14 protein-coding genes are annotated in these 15,178 nt (G+C 53.0%); 8 read left to right on the top strand and 6 right to left on the bottom strand.

Features of this window, described 5'->3' with window-relative positions; all coding sequences use genetic code 11:
• Nucleotides 1-3: 3 nt before the first annotated feature.
• A complete protein-coding gene (gene nfsA / locus JAO79_RS01230; protein WP_199005349.1) occupies nucleotides 4-741 on the bottom strand; it encodes an oxygen-insensitive NADPH nitroreductase in 738 nt (245 codons plus the stop codon).
• Between the two features lie 113 nt (nucleotides 742-854).
• Between nfsA and JAO79_RS01225 the strand changes: the two genes are divergently transcribed.
• Nucleotides 855-1,145 carry a YebG family protein gene (locus tag JAO79_RS01225; RefSeq protein ID WP_199005348.1) on the top strand — a complete coding sequence of 97 codons (291 nt, stop codon included), beginning with the start codon at nucleotides 855-857 and terminating at the stop codon, nucleotides 1,143-1,145.
• A gap of 29 nt (nucleotides 1,146-1,174) precedes the next feature.
• Here the strand turns inward: JAO79_RS01225 and JAO79_RS01220 are convergent, their stop codons facing one another.
• Nucleotides 1,175-1,903 carry a TrmH family RNA methyltransferase gene (locus tag JAO79_RS01220; protein ID WP_199005347.1) on the bottom strand — a complete coding sequence of 243 codons (729 nt, stop codon included), beginning with the start codon at nucleotides 1,901-1,903 and terminating at the stop codon, nucleotides 1,175-1,177.
• A 148-nt stretch (nucleotides 1,904-2,051) separates the two neighbouring features.
• Here JAO79_RS01220 and rlmE point away from each other — a divergent pair, with 148 nt between their 5' ends.
• From rlmE to JAO79_RS01205, 3 genes are all read left to right on the top strand, one after another.
• A complete protein-coding gene (gene rlmE, locus JAO79_RS01215; protein WP_114334910.1) occupies nucleotides 2,052-2,675 on the top strand; it encodes a 23S rRNA (uridine(2552)-2'-O)-methyltransferase RlmE in 624 nt (207 codons plus the stop codon).
• Between the two features lie 372 nt (nucleotides 2,676-3,047).
• Nucleotides 3,048-4,454: a hypothetical protein gene (locus JAO79_RS01210; RefSeq protein ID WP_199005346.1), complete on the top strand. Its 1,407-nt coding sequence runs from the start codon at nucleotides 3,048-3,050 to the stop codon at nucleotides 4,452-4,454.
• A 44-nt stretch (nucleotides 4,455-4,498) separates the two neighbouring features.
• Nucleotides 4,499-6,124, top strand: coding sequence for an AMP-binding protein (locus JAO79_RS01205; RefSeq protein ID WP_199005345.1), 1,626 nt, complete (start codon nucleotides 4,499-4,501; stop codon nucleotides 6,122-6,124).
• A gap of 110 nt (nucleotides 6,125-6,234) precedes the next feature.
• Here the strand turns inward: JAO79_RS01205 and JAO79_RS01200 are convergent, their stop codons facing one another.
• Genes JAO79_RS01200 through JAO79_RS01185 form a run of 4 tightly spaced genes read right to left on the bottom strand, consistent with a single transcriptional unit; the run spans nucleotide 6,235 to nucleotide 11,609 of the window.
• The gene (locus JAO79_RS01200) at nucleotides 6,235-7,656 is read right to left on the bottom strand and encodes an NAD-dependent succinate-semialdehyde dehydrogenase (protein ID WP_199005344.1); all 1,422 of its coding nucleotides are present in this window, start codon (nucleotides 7,654-7,656) and stop codon (nucleotides 6,235-6,237) included.
• 23 nt (nucleotides 7,657-7,679) lie between these two features.
• A complete protein-coding gene (locus tag JAO79_RS01195) occupies nucleotides 7,680-9,458 on the bottom strand; it encodes an acyl-CoA dehydrogenase (RefSeq protein WP_199005343.1) in 1,779 nt (592 codons plus the stop codon).
• An 11-nt stretch (nucleotides 9,459-9,469) separates the two neighbouring features.
• On the bottom strand, nucleotides 9,470-10,213 hold the full coding sequence (gene phbB, locus JAO79_RS01190; RefSeq protein WP_199005342.1) for an acetoacetyl-CoA reductase: 744 nt from the start codon (nucleotides 10,211-10,213) through the stop codon (nucleotides 9,470-9,472).
• Between the two features lie 28 nt (nucleotides 10,214-10,241).
• Nucleotides 10,242-11,609, bottom strand: a complete 1,368-nt coding sequence (locus JAO79_RS01185) for a malonyl-CoA decarboxylase (protein ID WP_199005341.1) — start codon at nucleotides 11,607-11,609, stop codon at nucleotides 10,242-10,244.
• 150 nt (nucleotides 11,610-11,759) lie between these two features.
• On the opposite strand from JAO79_RS01185, the gene JAO79_RS01180 reads away from it, so the two are divergent.
• The 4 genes from JAO79_RS01180 (at nucleotide 11,760) to JAO79_RS01165 (ending at nucleotide 15,012) form a co-directional block, all read left to right on the top strand.
• A complete protein-coding gene (locus JAO79_RS01180; RefSeq protein WP_199005340.1) occupies nucleotides 11,760-12,191 on the top strand; it encodes a MaoC family dehydratase in 432 nt (143 codons plus the stop codon).
• Nucleotides 12,192-12,205: 14 nt separating this feature from the next.
• The gene (locus tag JAO79_RS01175; protein ID WP_199005339.1) at nucleotides 12,206-12,751 is read left to right on the top strand and encodes a hydrolase; all 546 of its coding nucleotides are present in this window, start codon (nucleotides 12,206-12,208) and stop codon (nucleotides 12,749-12,751) included.
• 98 nt (nucleotides 12,752-12,849) lie between these two features.
• Nucleotides 12,850-14,370, top strand: a complete 1,521-nt coding sequence (locus tag JAO79_RS01170) for an ATP-binding protein (RefSeq protein WP_199005338.1) — start codon at nucleotides 12,850-12,852, stop codon at nucleotides 14,368-14,370.
• 6 nt (nucleotides 14,371-14,376) lie between these two features.
• A complete protein-coding gene (locus tag JAO79_RS01165; protein ID WP_199005337.1) occupies nucleotides 14,377-15,012 on the top strand; it encodes a response regulator transcription factor in 636 nt (211 codons plus the stop codon).
• Nucleotides 15,013-15,178: the final 166 nt, after the last annotated feature.

Here is a 15,178-nt window from a genome sequence, read left to right as displayed (position 1 = left end):
TGCTTACTTAATGCCGAAACCGCGTTTATTCAGGAATTCTTTCATATGAGCGCGCAGCTTGCTGGTGAACAAGGGCTTCAACTGCTCGGACCAGTTGGTGTTTTTATTGCCGCCCGTGCGCTCCCGGTAATAGCGGGCCATGGTGTCGTCAAACTCGGCAACCAGCGTTTCATCATCAGAATCGTCGTAGACGTCTTGTTTCAAAATGCTGGCCAGTGGCAGGCGGGGCTTCACCTCCGGATCTTGATCCGGGTAGCCTAGGCACAGGCCGAACACGGGGTAAACATGCTCAGGCAGCTTCAGAATCTCGCTGACTTCCTGCGGGTTATTGCGAATGCCGCCAATGTAACAAATGCCCAGACCTTCCGACTCCGCTGCAACCACCACATTCTGGGCCATTAAAGCCACATCGACACTGGCAACCAGCAGTTGCTCGGTCATCCCGCGGGTGACTTCCGCACCCGATCGTTCGGCGGCTTCTGTTGAGCGTTTCATATCGGCGCAGAACACCAGAAAATCGGAGGCGCTTTCGACATAGGGCTGGCCGCCCGCCAATTCCGCCAAGCGCGCGCGGCTTTCCGGGTTCACCACATGAATCACGGTGTAAGCCTGCACGTGGCTGGAAGTGGCCGCGCTTTGACCTGCCCGAATCAGCTCCTCAAAAAGCTCTCTGGGGATCTGCTGATCTTTGAACTTGCGGATGGAGCGGTGTGACTTCAGAAGTTCGATTGTTGGATTCATAGCCCCTCATTGGTTGTGAATAAAATCCTAAGCAAGGCTCCTATCCTCGGTTAATTGCGTGTACTATGCTACTGTATAAATATACATGCATTTAACGACTGCGAGGACGCCTCATGGCAGTGCAATCATTATACTTTTCGGATCGGGACGGACTGGAAATGGCGCTAAGCAACCCGGACACCATGCTCTTTCAAAGCAAGGCCGAAGCCGATGCACGGGATAAGGTGCTTGAGCTGGCGGAGAACGTAGCGCTCTGGTTGGAGAAAAACGTAGAAGGGCTTTCGGAAGAGTTGGCAGAGCAGTGTGCGATGAGCATTGCCGAAAACAAAGACCTGTTCGCGAAAGCCATGAAGAAGCCGGAATTGCTGGCCGAGGCGGTTGAACCCGCGCCCGCAGAAAGCTGAGAGGCTGGTTTGGCTCCAGCCGGGTCAAACTAATCGCGGTTCAGTTCGTAAGCCGCCATATTCACGGCTGAGGCCAGATTCAGGGATTCAATCGCCGCCGCGCCAGGGATGGTGTAGCGATGGGCGTTGAGCTTGGTTAAAGCCGCGGCAGGAACGCCCCGGGCTTCGTTGCCGAACAGATAACAATCGTGGTCTTGAAAGCCCGGCTGAGTGAGGCTGTCGCCGCCGATGTCCAGGCAGGCAATGCTCGGGTAACGTTGGGCCAAGGTCTCCAAATCGATGTCGGTTTCAAGGGGCACATGAAAAATGGCCCCCATGCTGGAACGGACGACCTTCGGGTTGAAAGGGTCCACACTGCCGGGGCTGAGCAGGCAGCGCATGCCCCCAAACCATGCCAGGGTGCGCAAAATGGTGCCAAGGTTACCGGGGTCTTGCACTTCGTGCAGGTAAACGGCTTTGCCCTCGTTGGCTGAATCGGTGCTGGCGGGGGTAGGCAAAGGAACCACCGCGAGAATGCCCTGCGGCGTTTTGGTGTCTGCCAGCTGAGCCATTTGCCGATCAGTGATCACTTGCTTGGGCCACGGGCTGCGCCAGTCTTCGTAAGTGCTGGTGACAAACAGCTGCGCCTGCTTCCAATGTGGATTGCTGGCCGCGGCCTTCTCCAGTTCGAGCACCAGGTGCTCGCCTTCCACTAAGAAATGCCCCAAGGATTGGCGATACTTCTTTTGATGCAGTTTCTTGATGTCGTCCAGCTTCACGGTAGGTTTCCAGTGTTAAGCAGTGCGTGGCGGTGTTGCGCCATTGTACTGGTGCGCCTGTTGGTTGTCAGGCGCTTGGCGGCTTTTGCGGTCGTGTAGGCAGCGGCGTACAATGGCGTTTTCCCGCAGTAAACAGAAGACTATTCCGATGGCCCGTTCAAAAAGCAGTAACCGCTGGCTCGAAGAGCACGTCAACGACCCCTTTGTGAAACAGGCTCAGTTGGACGGCTATCGCTCCCGCGCCAGTTATAAGTTGCTGGAAATCAACGACAAAGATCGCCTGATTCAGCCAAATGGGCTGGTGGTAGATCTGGGTTCTGCACCGGGCGGATGGTCGCAGGTGGCGGCGAAGCTGGTGGGTCATAAAGGCCGAGTGCTGGCATCGGACATTCTGCCGATGGATAACATCGCCGGCGTTGAGTTTATTCAGGGCGATTTCACCGAAGAGTCGGTGTTTGACGAACTGATGGCGGCGTTAGACGGTGCCAAAGCCGATGTGGTGATCTCTGACATGGCACCCAACATCAGCGGTGTGAATGCGGCAGACCAGGCGGCGTCTATGTACTTGGTGGAGCTGGCTTTGGATATGGCGTGTCAGGTGCTGAAACCGAAAGGCAGTTTTGTCGCCAAAGTGTTCCACGGCGAGGGTTACGATGAGTACGTCAAAGCGGTGCGCGCTGCCTTTGACAAGGTGTCCGTGCGCAAGCCGGATTCCTCAAGAGCCCGGTCCCGGGAAGTTTACTTGGTGGCCAAGGGATTCAAGGGCGCCTGATTCATTAAGGGGCCCTCCGTCCCCTTGAAACCTATTGTTTTATAGGGTTCTCCTTCCTGAAAGTGCTCCTCCTTGGGGCGACTTCTTGTCTTGTGCCGTCCCTGAGTAGCGCCTTTTTCCTTCTATTATAAACAAATTCCGTGGATTTGCTTCTGATTTTGCCAATCGAGGATCGGCTAAATCCCTCTAACTGAATGATTTAAAAGATAATCTGATCCGTGGTTTTGTTCCTCTCTTGAGTTTCCAAATAAACTCACTCGAAAAACCAAGTAAAAACCATTGATTGTATGGGTGTTAATGCCTAGTATTCTGTTGGGGAGTAAATCCTAAGCAGTAGCATTTCCAAATTCCGATGGATGGAGAACAATAACAATGTCCGTGCAGAAGAGACCAACAGGTGGCGAGCAGCCATCAGCGTTAGGGGCGTTAAAATTGCGCGTGCCCTTCGTGCACTACAAACTAGAAATTCCGGATATTTTGCAGGGTGCGATACTTTGTGTTGTTCCATTGAGTATCACGGCTCTTATGACTTCAGTGTTGGGTATTCCGTTTGAAATCGCGGTTGCCTTTGTACTCTTCAACAACATTCTTTATTTGCTGCATACGCATTTTGGTGACCCAACCGTTGCTGGCTGGATCACCGCGGGAATCCCTCTGTACGTGGCATTTTTGATGGGCTATCCAGAGGGGGAGGCGAGGATACTGGCGCTCATTGCACTGCAGTTAACGGTCGCCTTGGTTTTCTTGGGGCTAGGGGTTTTTAAAGGGGCTGACTCGCTAGTACGAAAAATGCCCATGTCTCTAAAGGCAGGCATCCTTATCGGTGCCGGGGTTTCTGCGGTGATGGGTGAATTTGCGGCTGATGGTCGTGTTTGGACGATGCCAATCACCATTTTGACGGGCGCCGTGCTTGGCTTCTTCATGCTCTTTTCCGAAACCGCAGGACCACTCCGCGCTCGTTACGGTTTTTTCCGCTTTGTTGCTCAGTACGGTATCGCGATACCTTTCCTAATCGCTTACGTGTTCGGCTTGATTATCGGAGAGGTCGAAATGCCCGTAATCGAGTGGGGTTTCACGACGATTCCGGTAGGTACAATCCTTCAGGAATACAGCATCATTGGTCTTGGAATTCCGCCGTTTCAGTACTTTATTGATGCTATCCCGCTGGCTTTGGCTGCTTACATCATTGCCTTTGGCGATATCCTGGTGATGGACTCGCTATTCAAAAATGCCGATAGCGCACGCAAGGACGAGAAACTTGTCTTTAGCCCCCGCCGTAACAGCATCATCGTAGGGATTCGGAATACTCTTCATGGCATTTTTGCGCCTTTCATCAGTCTGTCGGGTCCGGCTTGGACCGGTGGGCAGGCGCTGGTTATTAACCGCTATATGAACAATCCACGTTCGGTCATGGACAGTTATTGGGGGGGCGCAACCAGTCTGTACTGGGGGATGACTATCGCTATCGTCTTGGTTCCCGTTGTGACTTTGTTTAAACCCGGCCTCAATATTGGTATGGCACTGACCTTGCTGATTCAGGGTTACTTGTGTGGGTATTTAGCGATCGAAATGCTGGAGCGAGAGAGCAACCTTGAACGAGGCGTTGCAATAATCGTTGGATCAGTCCTGGCAGTCAAAGGTGCTGCATGGGGCTTGGGTATTGGTCTCGTGCTGTGGCTAGCATTGGAGAAAAACTGGTTCGCAAGTGCCCAGGCAGGGACACACCCAAGTAATGATCAGCCTGCTGGCGATGCTGATTTTGCTACGGAACGAAACTAACGACAGCAGTGGCTTTTTGAGAGAACAACAAGAGGTTAAACGGAATGGAAAATATGTATGAGGTAGGGCTTGAGAAAGCAGAGGCGAATTATACCCCTCTGACCCCGATTACCTTTATCCAAAGAACGGCTCTGGCGCATCCGTCACGCACAGCGGTTATTCACGGAAGTATCCGCCGGAATTGGGCAGAAACCTATGAGCGCTGCCTGAAAATGGCCTCCGCTCTGCGCAAACTCGGGGTGCGTAAAGGCGATACGGTCGCTGCTTTGTTACCGAACATTCCTGAAATGCTGGAATTGCATTTCGCGGTGCCGATGATCGGTGCGGTGTTGAATGCCCAAAACACCCGGCTTGATTCAAAGACTATGACCTTCATGCTTAATCATAGCCGTGCCAAAGTATTCTTTACCGATAAAGAATACAGCGGCCGAGCCAGGGAAGCACTTCAGGGTTGTGATGCCAAACCCACAGTCATCGATGTCGACGATCCGAACTTCGACGGCGGCGAGCTAATTGGCACCTTGACCTATGACGCTTTGCTGGCGACCGGTGACGATGATTTCCAATGGGATATGCCTGACGATGAATGGCAGGCCATTGCGCTGAATTACACCTCAGGCACCACCGGCAACCCCAAAGGCGTGGTTTATCACCACCGGGGCGCAAATTTGAATGCCATGAGCAACGTCATTGGGTTCGGGCTTCCTGCAGGTGCAGTTTACTTGTGGACCCTGCCGATGTTCCATTGCAACGGTTGGTGCTACCCCTGGGCAGTGACCGCGGTAGCGGGCACACATGTTTGCCTTCGGTCACCGCAACCTAAGGCCATTTATGAGGCGCTTTCAACACACGGTGTGACGCACTTTTGTGCGGCCCCGGTTGTCTTGAACATGCTCATTAATGCCCCTGAGGAAGATAAGCAGCCGTTTAGTCAGCACGTCACAGCCGCAACGGGCGGCGCGGCGCCTCCTGCTGCAACTATTGAAGCAATGGAAGCCATGGGCATCCAGGTGGTGCATTTGTATGGGTTGACGGAGACCTACGGTCCCAGCCTGATTTGCGAATTCCAGGATGAATGGAATTCCATGGATGCCAAGAACAAAGCCAGTAAGATGGCGCGCCAAGGGATTATTTCTCTGTCTATGACAGACATGATGGTGGCAGACCCTGCCACACTTGAACCCGTTGCAAAAGACGGGATGAGTATTGGTGAGTTGTTTGTCCGAGGCAACTCCGTGATGAAGGGGTACCTGAATAACCCGGAGGAAACTGCCAAGGCGTTTCATAATGGTTGGTTCCACACGGGGGATCTGGGCGTATGGCACAGCGATGGATATGTGGAAATTAAAGATCGCTCCAAAGACATAATTATCTCCGGCGGTGAGAATATTTCGACGTTAGAAGTCGAAAGCACTCTTTATGAGCACCCGGCGGTACTGGAAGCGGCGGTGGTCGCAGCCCCGGATGACCATTGGGGTGAAATTCCTTGTGCCTTTATAACTCTGAAATCCGGGAATGAAGGATTGACAGAAGAGGACGTAGTCACTTTTTGTCGAAACAAACTGGCCGGTTTTAAAGTGCCTAAGAAAATCGTATTCGCAGATAACCTGCCGAAAACATCAACCGGTAAACTGCAGAAGCATGTGTTGAGGAGTCAGCTGACAGCATAGTGGTAGACTTGTTGAAATGCTGTAGCTATGTTCCCCCGGCCTCGGCCGGGGGCTTTTTTTGGCCCCAAAAAACCCGGCTAAAAGCCGGGAATAAACGATGAGGTGCCAAGTTAAAGGGCGAAGCCCCCCAGTTTGGTTTCCAGATATTCTTCAATGCCTTCCTGCGCACCTTCCCGTCCGAGACCGCTGTTCTTCATGCCGCCAAACGGCGCTGCAGCGCTGGTGGGGTTGATGTCGTTGATGCCAATAATGCCGAACTCCAGAGCTTCGAACACCCGCATGGCGGTGGTCATATTGTTGCTGTAGATATAGGCAGCTAGGCCATACTCGGTGTCGTTGGCCATAGTGATGACATCATCTTCTGAACGATAGGTGATGACCGGAGCAACCGGGCCAAAGGTTTCCTCCCGATAGATTTTCATCTCAGGGGTTACACCGGAGAGCACGGTTGGGGCGTAGAAGTAACCGTCTGACAGGCCGTTATCCACCAAACGCAGGCCACCGGTCTCTACCTTTGCGCCTTTGGCAACGGCGTCTTTAACCTGGCTATCAACCTTTTGGATGGCCTGGTCGTTGATCAACGGGCCAATACCCACTCCTTCGGTCATACCGTTACCGGCCACCAGACGGTTGGCGCGGCTGGTGAGCTCCTTAATGAACGGCTCCAGCTGATCTTCGTGCACGAAAATACGGTTAGGGCTGATGCAAGCCTGGCCAGTGTTCAAGAATTTGACCAGCGACAGGCCTTTGGCCGCATGCACCGGATCGGCATCTGGGAAGACAATGGCCGGTGCATGGCCACCGAGCTCCATAGAGACACGCTTCATGTTAGCGGCGGCCAAACCATTTAGTTTTTTGCCGACAGGCGTCGAGCCGGTGAAGGTCAGTTTGCGCACGCGCGAGTCGGTACAGAACGCATCGCCCACCCGGGAGGGATCCTGTACGGTCAACATGTTAACCACGCCAGCTGGGAAGCCTGCTTCGGCGAAAATTTCCATCATGGCCTTTGCACACAAGGGTGTGCTTTCAGCCGGTTTCAGGATGACGGTACAGCCAGCGGCCAGTGCGGGAGCAAGCTTGCGGGTAATCATGGAGATCGGGTAGTTCCAGGGCGTAATCGCGCCGACCACGCCAACCGGTGATTTCTGCACCATAAAACGCTGGTTTTCACGGGCAGAAGGAATACTTTGTCCGTATACGCGTTTGGCCTCTTCGGCAAACCACAGTAGAAAATCGGCACCGTACTGAACTTCGTTGAGCGACGCCTTCAGGGGTTTGCCCTGTTCGCGGGTCATCAGCTCAGCCAGTTCGCGCTTTTGCCGGATCATCAGTTCCCAAGCCCGGTAGAGCAATTGGGAGCGGTGGTAAGCAGTGGTCTTTCGCCATTCTTTAAAAGCACAATCGGCGGCCGTAATGGCCGCCTCAATATCCTGATCTGTGCAATCGGGCACCTGCCCGATGACTTCACCCGTTGCGGGGTTGGTGACCGGGAGCTCAGAGCGCCCGGTTAACCATTCTCCGTTAATGTACATGAGGCGATACCTCTCGGTTGTTATTAAAAGTCTGTTTCCGATAGTGCCATGATGGCCTCGTCCCCGGATCGAATCGAGCTCAGGTGCGCAGAGCAACGTGGCAGAATGTGATCGATGAAAAAGTTCGTGGTGGCCAGTTTGTTTGCTGCGAAAGCACTCTGGTAAGCCTGATCATTTGCGGCTGCAGTAGCGGCTTTTAGCATCAGCCAGCCTGCGGTCACGATTGAACTCAGCATCAGGTAGTCGAACGCAACGGCACCAGTGAACTGGTCGTCATCGCCGCGTTCCAGAACTATTCTGGTGGCATCTTCGAGGAACGCCACTGCTTGGTCAAATGTAGCCTGGCGCTCAGCGGTGAGCACTGAGCTACTTTGCAGCGGGCCGGTGAGTGGGCGAATATCATCAATCAGCTCGGCCATGGCCTGGCCTTTGTCACGAATCGTTTTGCGGCCGATCAGGTCAAGGGCCTGAATGCCGTTGGTGCCTTCGTATATGGGTAGAATGCGGGCGTCCCGATAGTGCTGTGCAGCGCCGGTCTCTTCGATAAAACCCATGCCGCCGTAACATTGAATGCCCAGAGACGTAACTTCCTGCGCGATTTCTGTGCACCAACCTTTAACCAGTGGCGTCAGCAGGTTAGCCCGTCGCGTATAGCGACTTTTGATGTCGTCAGGCAGACTCTCTGCGTTGGCATAATCCACGGCCACACAGCCTGTGTAGGCGAGCCCCCGAGCGGCTTCAGTCAGGGTTTTCATGGTCATCAGCATCCGGCGGACGTCCGGGTGTTTGATGATCGGTGAAACACCTTTTTCGCCGGGCGCGGTGCCTTGCGTTCGCTCGAAGGTATAGTCCCGCGCCTGTTGGTAAGCGCGTTCGGAAATGGAAACGCCCTGCAGGCCAACGGTTAGCCGTGCGTTGTTCATCATGGTGAACATACAGGCTAGGCCACGATTCTCTTCGCCCACCAGATAACCGATGGCGCCTTCGTTGTCGCCATAACTCATGACGCAGGTGGGGCTGGCGTGGATGCCAAGCTTGTGCTCCAGTGAGACCGCGTGACAGTCGTTTCTTTCCCCGGGTTCCCCGGACGCATCCGGCAGATACTTGGGTACGGCGAATAATGATATACCTTTGACGCCGGGAGGGGCGTCAGGCAGCCGAGCAAGTACAAGGTGGATGATGTTCTCCGCCATGTCGTGCTCACCCCAGGTGATGAAAATCTTTTGACCTTTGATTCGGTAGACGTCACCGTCTGGACGGGCTTGGGTACGAATGGTTGATAAATCCGAGCCGGACTGTGGTTCGGTCAGGTTCATCGTCCCGGTCCATTGCCCGGAAATCATTTTGGGCAGTAACTGCTCTTTCAGTGCGTTGCTGGCATTCTCGGAAAGCGCCTCTACGGCGCCTTGAGATAACAAAGGACAGAGCCCCCACGCCATGTTGGCAGCATGCCACATTTCCTGAACAGGAATGGCCAAAGAAAAAGGCAAGCCTTGACCACCGAACTCCGGGTCAAACTGCAGGCTGGCCCAGCCGCTCTCTGCGTATTGCTGGTAAGCCTCTTTAAAGCCTGCCGGGGTAGCCACTTTGTAGTCGCCATCCAGGCGTACACCGGTTTGATCACCGGTGACGTTGGTTGGAGCGATGACGGAACCGGCAAAGCGAGCGGCTTCTTCAAGAATGGCTGCAACGACATCTTCGGAAGCATCTTCGTAGCCGCAGGCTTTTGCCATTTCTGAAAACCCGGCGACTTGCTGCAGGGTAAACGCCATCTCACGGGTGGGTGCTCTGAACTCTGTCATGGTGTACTCCCTTAGGCCATGTATTGGCCGCCGTTAACCGACATGTTGGTGCCGGTCACGAAGCTGGCTTCATCAGCTGTCAGGTAGGCTACGGCTCTGGCGATGTCTTCGGGCTTGCCAAGGTGGCCAACCGGGATGCCTGCAACAATGTTGTTCAGGACTTTTTCGGGTACCTGGCGAACCATCGGGGTATCGATATAGCCCGGAGAAACCGAGTTGGCGGTTACGCCTTTGCGAGCGCCTTCTTGAGCAATGGATTTGGTGAAGCCATAGATGCCGGCTTTTGTTGCGGCATAGTTAGACTGGCCGAACTGGCCCTTCTCGCCATTCAACGACGAAATGTTCACGATTCGGCCAAACCCGCGTTCACACATGCTTTCAAATACCTGTTGGCACATATTGAACATGGACGTCAGGTTTACGTTGATGACCTGGTTCCACTGTTCAGGTTGCATCCGTTTCAGTGGAGCATCATTGGTGATGCCTGCGTTGTTCACAAGAATGTCGATGGGGCCAAGATCTTGTTCAACGGCAGCAACAAACGCTTTGCAGCCGTCAAAGTCGGTAACGTCGAGTGCGTAAATAGCTACATCGATGCCTTCCTCGCGGAGGTTTGCCTGCCAGTCATTGGCTTGTGCCTCTTCGCCGGGCAAATGAGTGCCTACTACTTTGCGACCCTGGGCGGCCAGCGCTTTAGTCATGGCGGTACCCAGACCACCGTTTGCTCCGGTAATAACTGCAATGCGATTCGTCATGGTGTTCTCCTTTCGTTTTACGGATTGTCTATTTCAAGAGTTTCTTGATGTGTGATGATTGGGAAATGATTCCCTCGGAGGTGTACCGATTGCTGCGGTCAACGATCTTCGGAAGTTCGTACAGGTAATTCACCATTAGGCCGGCGGATTGCTTCAGGCCTTTATCTGAGGTGTCAGCCATCCAATTCAGTCTCGCAACCTGAGCGCCGTTGCTTAAATGGAAGTGGGCTACCGGGTCGTTGGCACGTGGCTTACCGGGTTTCAGGGAGCATAGGTAGGACGCCGCCAATTTCATGATGGCTTCTTGCTGGGCGCCGGTGGCATCAGCTTGGCTTGCTCGCACTGGATCTCGGGGTGGAGGAGTGCTTAGCCATTCTTCTCCGCCCGGTAGTTGGATTAGCTGATCCGCCGGTGTGCTCTCCAGCCAGCGCCGGAACCCCGGAATCGGTGAGAGCGTGGCAAACTGTTTTAGCTGAGGGAACTCCACCTGAAGTCTGCTGACCACTTGCTTTATAAGGAAGTTGCCGAAGCTGATGCCTGCCAATCCCTGTTGAGCGTTGGAGATTGAATAGAAAATCGCGGTATCGGCTTTATCGATATCTTGAGTGGGGGCGTGTTCGTCCAGAAGCTTTTGAACGTTATCAGCGAGGCCATTCACCAAAGCCACTTCAACGAAAATCAGTGGTTCATCCGGCATATTTGGATGGATAAAGGCAAAGCAGCGGCGGTCGAAATCAAGGCGGTTCTTGAGGTCGCTCCAGCTCTTGATGGCGTGGACGGCCTCATAGGCGATCAGTTTTTCCAGAATGGCCCCGCTAGAGTTCCAGCTGATCTCTTCCAGTTGCAACAAGCCGATGTCGAACCAGGTCGCCAGCAGGTCACGGAGGTCGGTTTCCAGCGGTTTCAGTTCCGGATAGTCCTTGCAAAGCTGTAACAGTTCTTCGCGCATATCCACCAGAAACTTGACTCCGGACGGTACGCCGTTGAACTGTTTTAGCAGCGCCGTACGGCTAGGAATCAATGCCTTGCGCAAGGCCTGTGCGGCTTTTGTTTTTTCATTAGCTTTGGCGTTATGCCATTGATCGATAGCGCCCTCTACGCTGGTTTCGTTCACGCCATAGTGTTCTGCAAGCAGGCCCAAAAAACGGGTTCTTCCTGTTAGAGACAGTTTTAGGTAGGCCCGGCCGAGCAAGGCTGCTCGCTTGCGAGCTTCTACCTGGCCACCGTTTTCGGCAAGGCAGTCATCAATCCATTCCTTAACAGTGGCAAGATCCGACTCCGGCAAGTCTTCGGCGATGTTCATGATGTCTGAGCCGCGACGGCCCATTGATTCCAATCCGCTCGGAACCAGCTTTTTAAAGGCTCTTTCAAAAATGCTAACGGGTTGCCTCTGCATAACCGCGACTCCCTATGTACAAAGCGGTGTTGTCTTTGTGGATAACAGAAGGCTACCAGAGCATTTTTTAAAAACCAAGTAAAAATACTTGGTTTGGCGGATATAAACCAGTAATGTAGTAGGTGTATGTATTAACGAGAGGGCAAATCAATGCAAGAATTACATGGCTATTACCTAGAAGACCTTGAAGTTGGGATGGAGGCGTTCTACGCCAAAACGATTACCGAAGCGGATGTAGTGTTGTTCGCCGGTATCAGTGGTGATGATAACCCGGTGCATATTAATGCCGAGTATGCGAAGACCACGCCGTTCAAAGAACGCATTGTGCACGGGATGTTCAGCGCTGCGCTGATTTCTGCCGTGTTGGGAACACGTATGCCGGGCCCTGGCGCCATTTATATCGACCAGCAGATTAAGTTCAAGGCGCCGGTTCATATTGGGGACACCGTTATCGCCTCCGCCAAGATTATTGAGATCAATGAGGAGCGACGTCGGGTAAAGCTGGAGACCGTCTGTAAAGTGGGCGACACCGTAGTCGCTGAGGGCGTTGCTACAAACATGGTTGATCGCCGCCCGGCGTAAGTCTGGAGAGTATTATGTTAATGGATCAAGAGAAGTGCATCGTTGCCGTGATTGATGTGCAGGCCCGTCTGTTGGGTGGGGTGCATGAAAACGAGAAGTTGGTGAACAACTGCAGTTGGTTGGTGCGTCTTGCCAGATTGATGAACGTACCGGTAATTGGGTCTGAGCAGTACCCAGATGGCCTCGGCCATACAGAAGAAGGTTTGCGCGAGTTGGTTGGGCCTGAGAACATTTACGGTAAAACTCTCTTTGCATGTATTGACGACGCGGGTTTCGAAAAAGCGTTCCAAGCATATGATCGCAAACAAGTCGTTCTGTGTGGCATGGAGTCTCAAGCTTGTGTGATGCAATCGGCGATAAGGCTTTTGGAGAAGGGGATGGATGTGTTTGTGGTGGCGGATGCGATTTCCGCACGCAACGCCTACGACACGGAAGTAGCGCTACGTCGAATGGAACAGGCCGGAGCCAGAATCGTTACCAAAGAAATGGTCGGGTTCGAATGGCTTCGACGCTCGGATGCAGGCCAATTCAAAGCCTTCAGCAAGGAGTTTTTGCGCTAGTCAATCGCGGGGCCCTGGGCTCATATTAGCCAAGGGTCCCGGAGACCTTCAGAATAGGATTGATAGACGTAATCCGAGTTTCAGAGAATTACATAGAGATGAAAAATCGCACCCCGGAAGAAGGTCGAACTGCTCTGACCGACGATGCCGAACGAAACCGCCTGCTGGCGGAAATGGCGGAACAATCGACTGATATGATCTCACGGCATACACCGGAAGATTGGCGGTTCATCTATGCCTCTCCGGCTGTAACGCATCTACTGGGGTATTCGGTCGAAGAAATCGTTGGCACCTCAGCGTATGATCTGTACCACCCCGATGATGTGGAGGATTTCCGGTTACGGGCGCCTACCGTTAATTATGATCGAGGGTTGTATACCCACACATATCGTTTTCGATGTAAAGATGGCCATTACACTTGGCTGGAAAGTACGAGCCGAACCATCCGGGATCCTGAAACTAATGAAATCCGGGAAATTCTGGTGGTGTCACGGGATGCGAGCCACCGGGTCAAGGCGGATAAAGCAAGTCGTCGATTAGCGCGAGTTCTGGAGAGTACTCAGGATCTGGTTATTTTTGCGAATCTAGATTTCACGGTTTCACACTTGAACGAAACTGCTCGAAATGCGTTGGCGTTGGAACATACCGACTATAGTGCGTTCCCCCTATCCTGCTTTGTAACCGAAAAGGGACTCGCCACCTTAATGGACGAGGGTTTCCCTACAGCAGAGAAAACGGGTAACTGGCGTGGTGAACTGACCATGCAGAGCCTGAAATCCGCCCGCATACCGGTCATGCTGGAATTGCTTGCCCACCGTTCGTTGCATGGGGATATCGAATATTTTTCGCTGGTGGCCCACGACCTGACAGAGAAGAAAGCGGCGGAAGAGCAGCTCAAACAGTACCAGGCTGATATCAATCACGCGAGCCGACTGGTAACCATGGGCGAACTGGCGTCGAGCTTGGCCCACGAGTTGAATCAGCCGCTCTCGGCAATGGTGAACTATCTTCGTGGTATTGAAAGGCGGTTTGCGGATAAGCCCACTCTGTCTTGGAAAGATGTAGAAGTACCCATTACCAGAAGTATCAAGACAGCGTTGAGAGCGGGAGAAATCATCCATCGAATGATGGACTTTACCCGCAAACAGGAGCCGGTTGTTACGCGCCTTAATTTGCCGGAGTTGATCGGTGAAATGATCGATTTTTGCGAGAACATGGCGGAACGGCATAACGTGCGGATCGTGTTTGAGCAACCTCCAGAATTGCCGTTTGTTAAAGGTGATAAGATTCAGCTGGAACAGGTGTTATTGAACCTGGTCGTGAACGCGATAGAAGCAAGCATCTCATCAGACGATGAAGAGGCGACCACCGTGACAATTAGTGTTAAACCCCACGAGAATGACCAGTTGCGGGTTGAAGTGGATGATCAGGGGCGGGGAATTTCAGAATCGGACAGGTCCCGGCTTTTTGATCGTTTTTATTCAACTAAGGAATCCGGTCTTGGAATGGGGCTGGCTATCAGCCGTTCATTGGTAGAGAATCTCGAGGGTGAACTCTGGGCAGAAAACAATCCTGCCGGAGGTGCTCGCTTTTCATTTACTCTTAATATTGCTGACTGATCACTCATGAACCCGAATACAGATGCACAAACAGTTTTCGTTATTGATGACGATACGGACGTAAGAGACTCTTTAAAGTGGCTGCTTGAGTCTGTCGGCCTCAACGTGCAGTCCTACGAAAATGCGTTGGCGTTTTTCGAGGGGTTCGATGCGAGTGCGAGCGGTTGTATTGTGATGGATGTGCGAATGCCCGGCCTCAGTGGTATCAACGCTCAAAAGAAGTTGCCTGAATACAATATCGAACTGCCTGTGATCATGATTTCCGCCCACGGAAATGTGGATATGGCGGTGACAGCGTTGACGCAAGGCGCGATTACGTTTATTGAAAAGCCATTTGATGACCAAGTGCTTATCGATCATGTTCATAATGCTCTGGAAAAAGATCGGGCTCGATTTGCTCAGCGCCGCTCCCAGTCGCGTATCCGGGAGCGCTACGACAGCTTGACCCGCCGAGAACGCCAGGTTTTGGAACTGATTGTGAAGGGCCTATCGAACCAGGATGCGGCCGATGAGCTCGGTATCAACAGGAAAACCGTTGAAGGGCACCGGGCGAACATGACAGCAAAAATGAAGGTAGATTCGTTTGCCGAGCTGGTGCAAGTGGCCATAGCCTTAGGGCTTGTGCAGGGTATAGCACAGTAATATCTAGCTTAACCGCTGCCTGCTTCTCCCTCTGTTGGGCACCGTATTTCCTCTCTTTTGCAGCGTGCCTTCTCGGTGCGCTTTTAAATTATTTTCCATGACCGACGGCGTGCACGAAATCTGAGTGTTTGCGCCTGTCTGCTCTTGTCTCTGTAGCATCTATCCC

Origin of the sequence: Marinobacter litoralis (assembly GCF_016427555.1) — a bacterium.
Lineage (GTDB): Bacteria > Pseudomonadota > Gammaproteobacteria > Pseudomonadales > Oleiphilaceae > Marinobacter > Marinobacter litoralis_A.
Note: the sequence above shows the minus strand (reverse complement) of the source record. Positions and strands in the feature narration are given on the sequence as shown.

Excerpts from the sequence above, each read along its gene's own strand:
- phbB (WP_199005342.1), bottom strand. The coding sequence starts at position 10,213 with ATGACGAATCGCATTGCAGTTATTACCGGAGCAAACGGTGGTCTGGGT.
- nfsA (WP_199005349.1), bottom strand. The coding sequence starts at position 741 with ATGAATCCAACAATCGAACTTCTGAAGTCACACCGCTCCATCCGCAAG.
- JAO79_RS01200 (WP_199005344.1), bottom strand. The coding sequence starts at position 7,656 with ATGTACATTAACGGAGAATGGTTAACCGGGCGCTCTGAGCTCCCGGTC.
- JAO79_RS01175 (WP_199005339.1), top strand. The coding sequence starts at position 12,206 with ATGTTAATGGATCAAGAGAAGTGCATCGTTGCCGTGATTGATGTGCAG.
- JAO79_RS01225 (WP_199005348.1), top strand. The coding sequence starts at position 855 with ATGGCAGTGCAATCATTATACTTTTCGGATCGGGACGGACTGGAAATG.
- JAO79_RS01170 (WP_199005338.1), top strand. The coding sequence starts at position 12,850 with ATGAAAAATCGCACCCCGGAAGAAGGTCGAACTGCTCTGACCGACGAT.
- rlmE (WP_114334910.1), top strand. The coding sequence starts at position 2,052 with ATGGCCCGTTCAAAAAGCAGTAACCGCTGGCTCGAAGAGCACGTCAAC.
- JAO79_RS01165 (WP_199005337.1), top strand. The coding sequence starts at position 14,377 with ATGAACCCGAATACAGATGCACAAACAGTTTTCGTTATTGATGACGAT.
- JAO79_RS01185 (WP_199005341.1), bottom strand. The coding sequence starts at position 11,609 with ATGCAGAGGCAACCCGTTAGCATTTTTGAAAGAGCCTTTAAAAAGCTG.
- JAO79_RS01205 (WP_199005345.1), top strand. The coding sequence starts at position 4,499 with ATGGAAAATATGTATGAGGTAGGGCTTGAGAAAGCAGAGGCGAATTAT.
- JAO79_RS01195 (WP_199005343.1), bottom strand. The coding sequence starts at position 9,458 with ATGACAGAGTTCAGAGCACCCACCCGTGAGATGGCGTTTACCCTGCAG.
- JAO79_RS01180 (WP_199005340.1), top strand. The coding sequence starts at position 11,760 with ATGCAAGAATTACATGGCTATTACCTAGAAGACCTTGAAGTTGGGATG.
- JAO79_RS01210 (WP_199005346.1), top strand. The coding sequence starts at position 3,048 with ATGTCCGTGCAGAAGAGACCAACAGGTGGCGAGCAGCCATCAGCGTTA.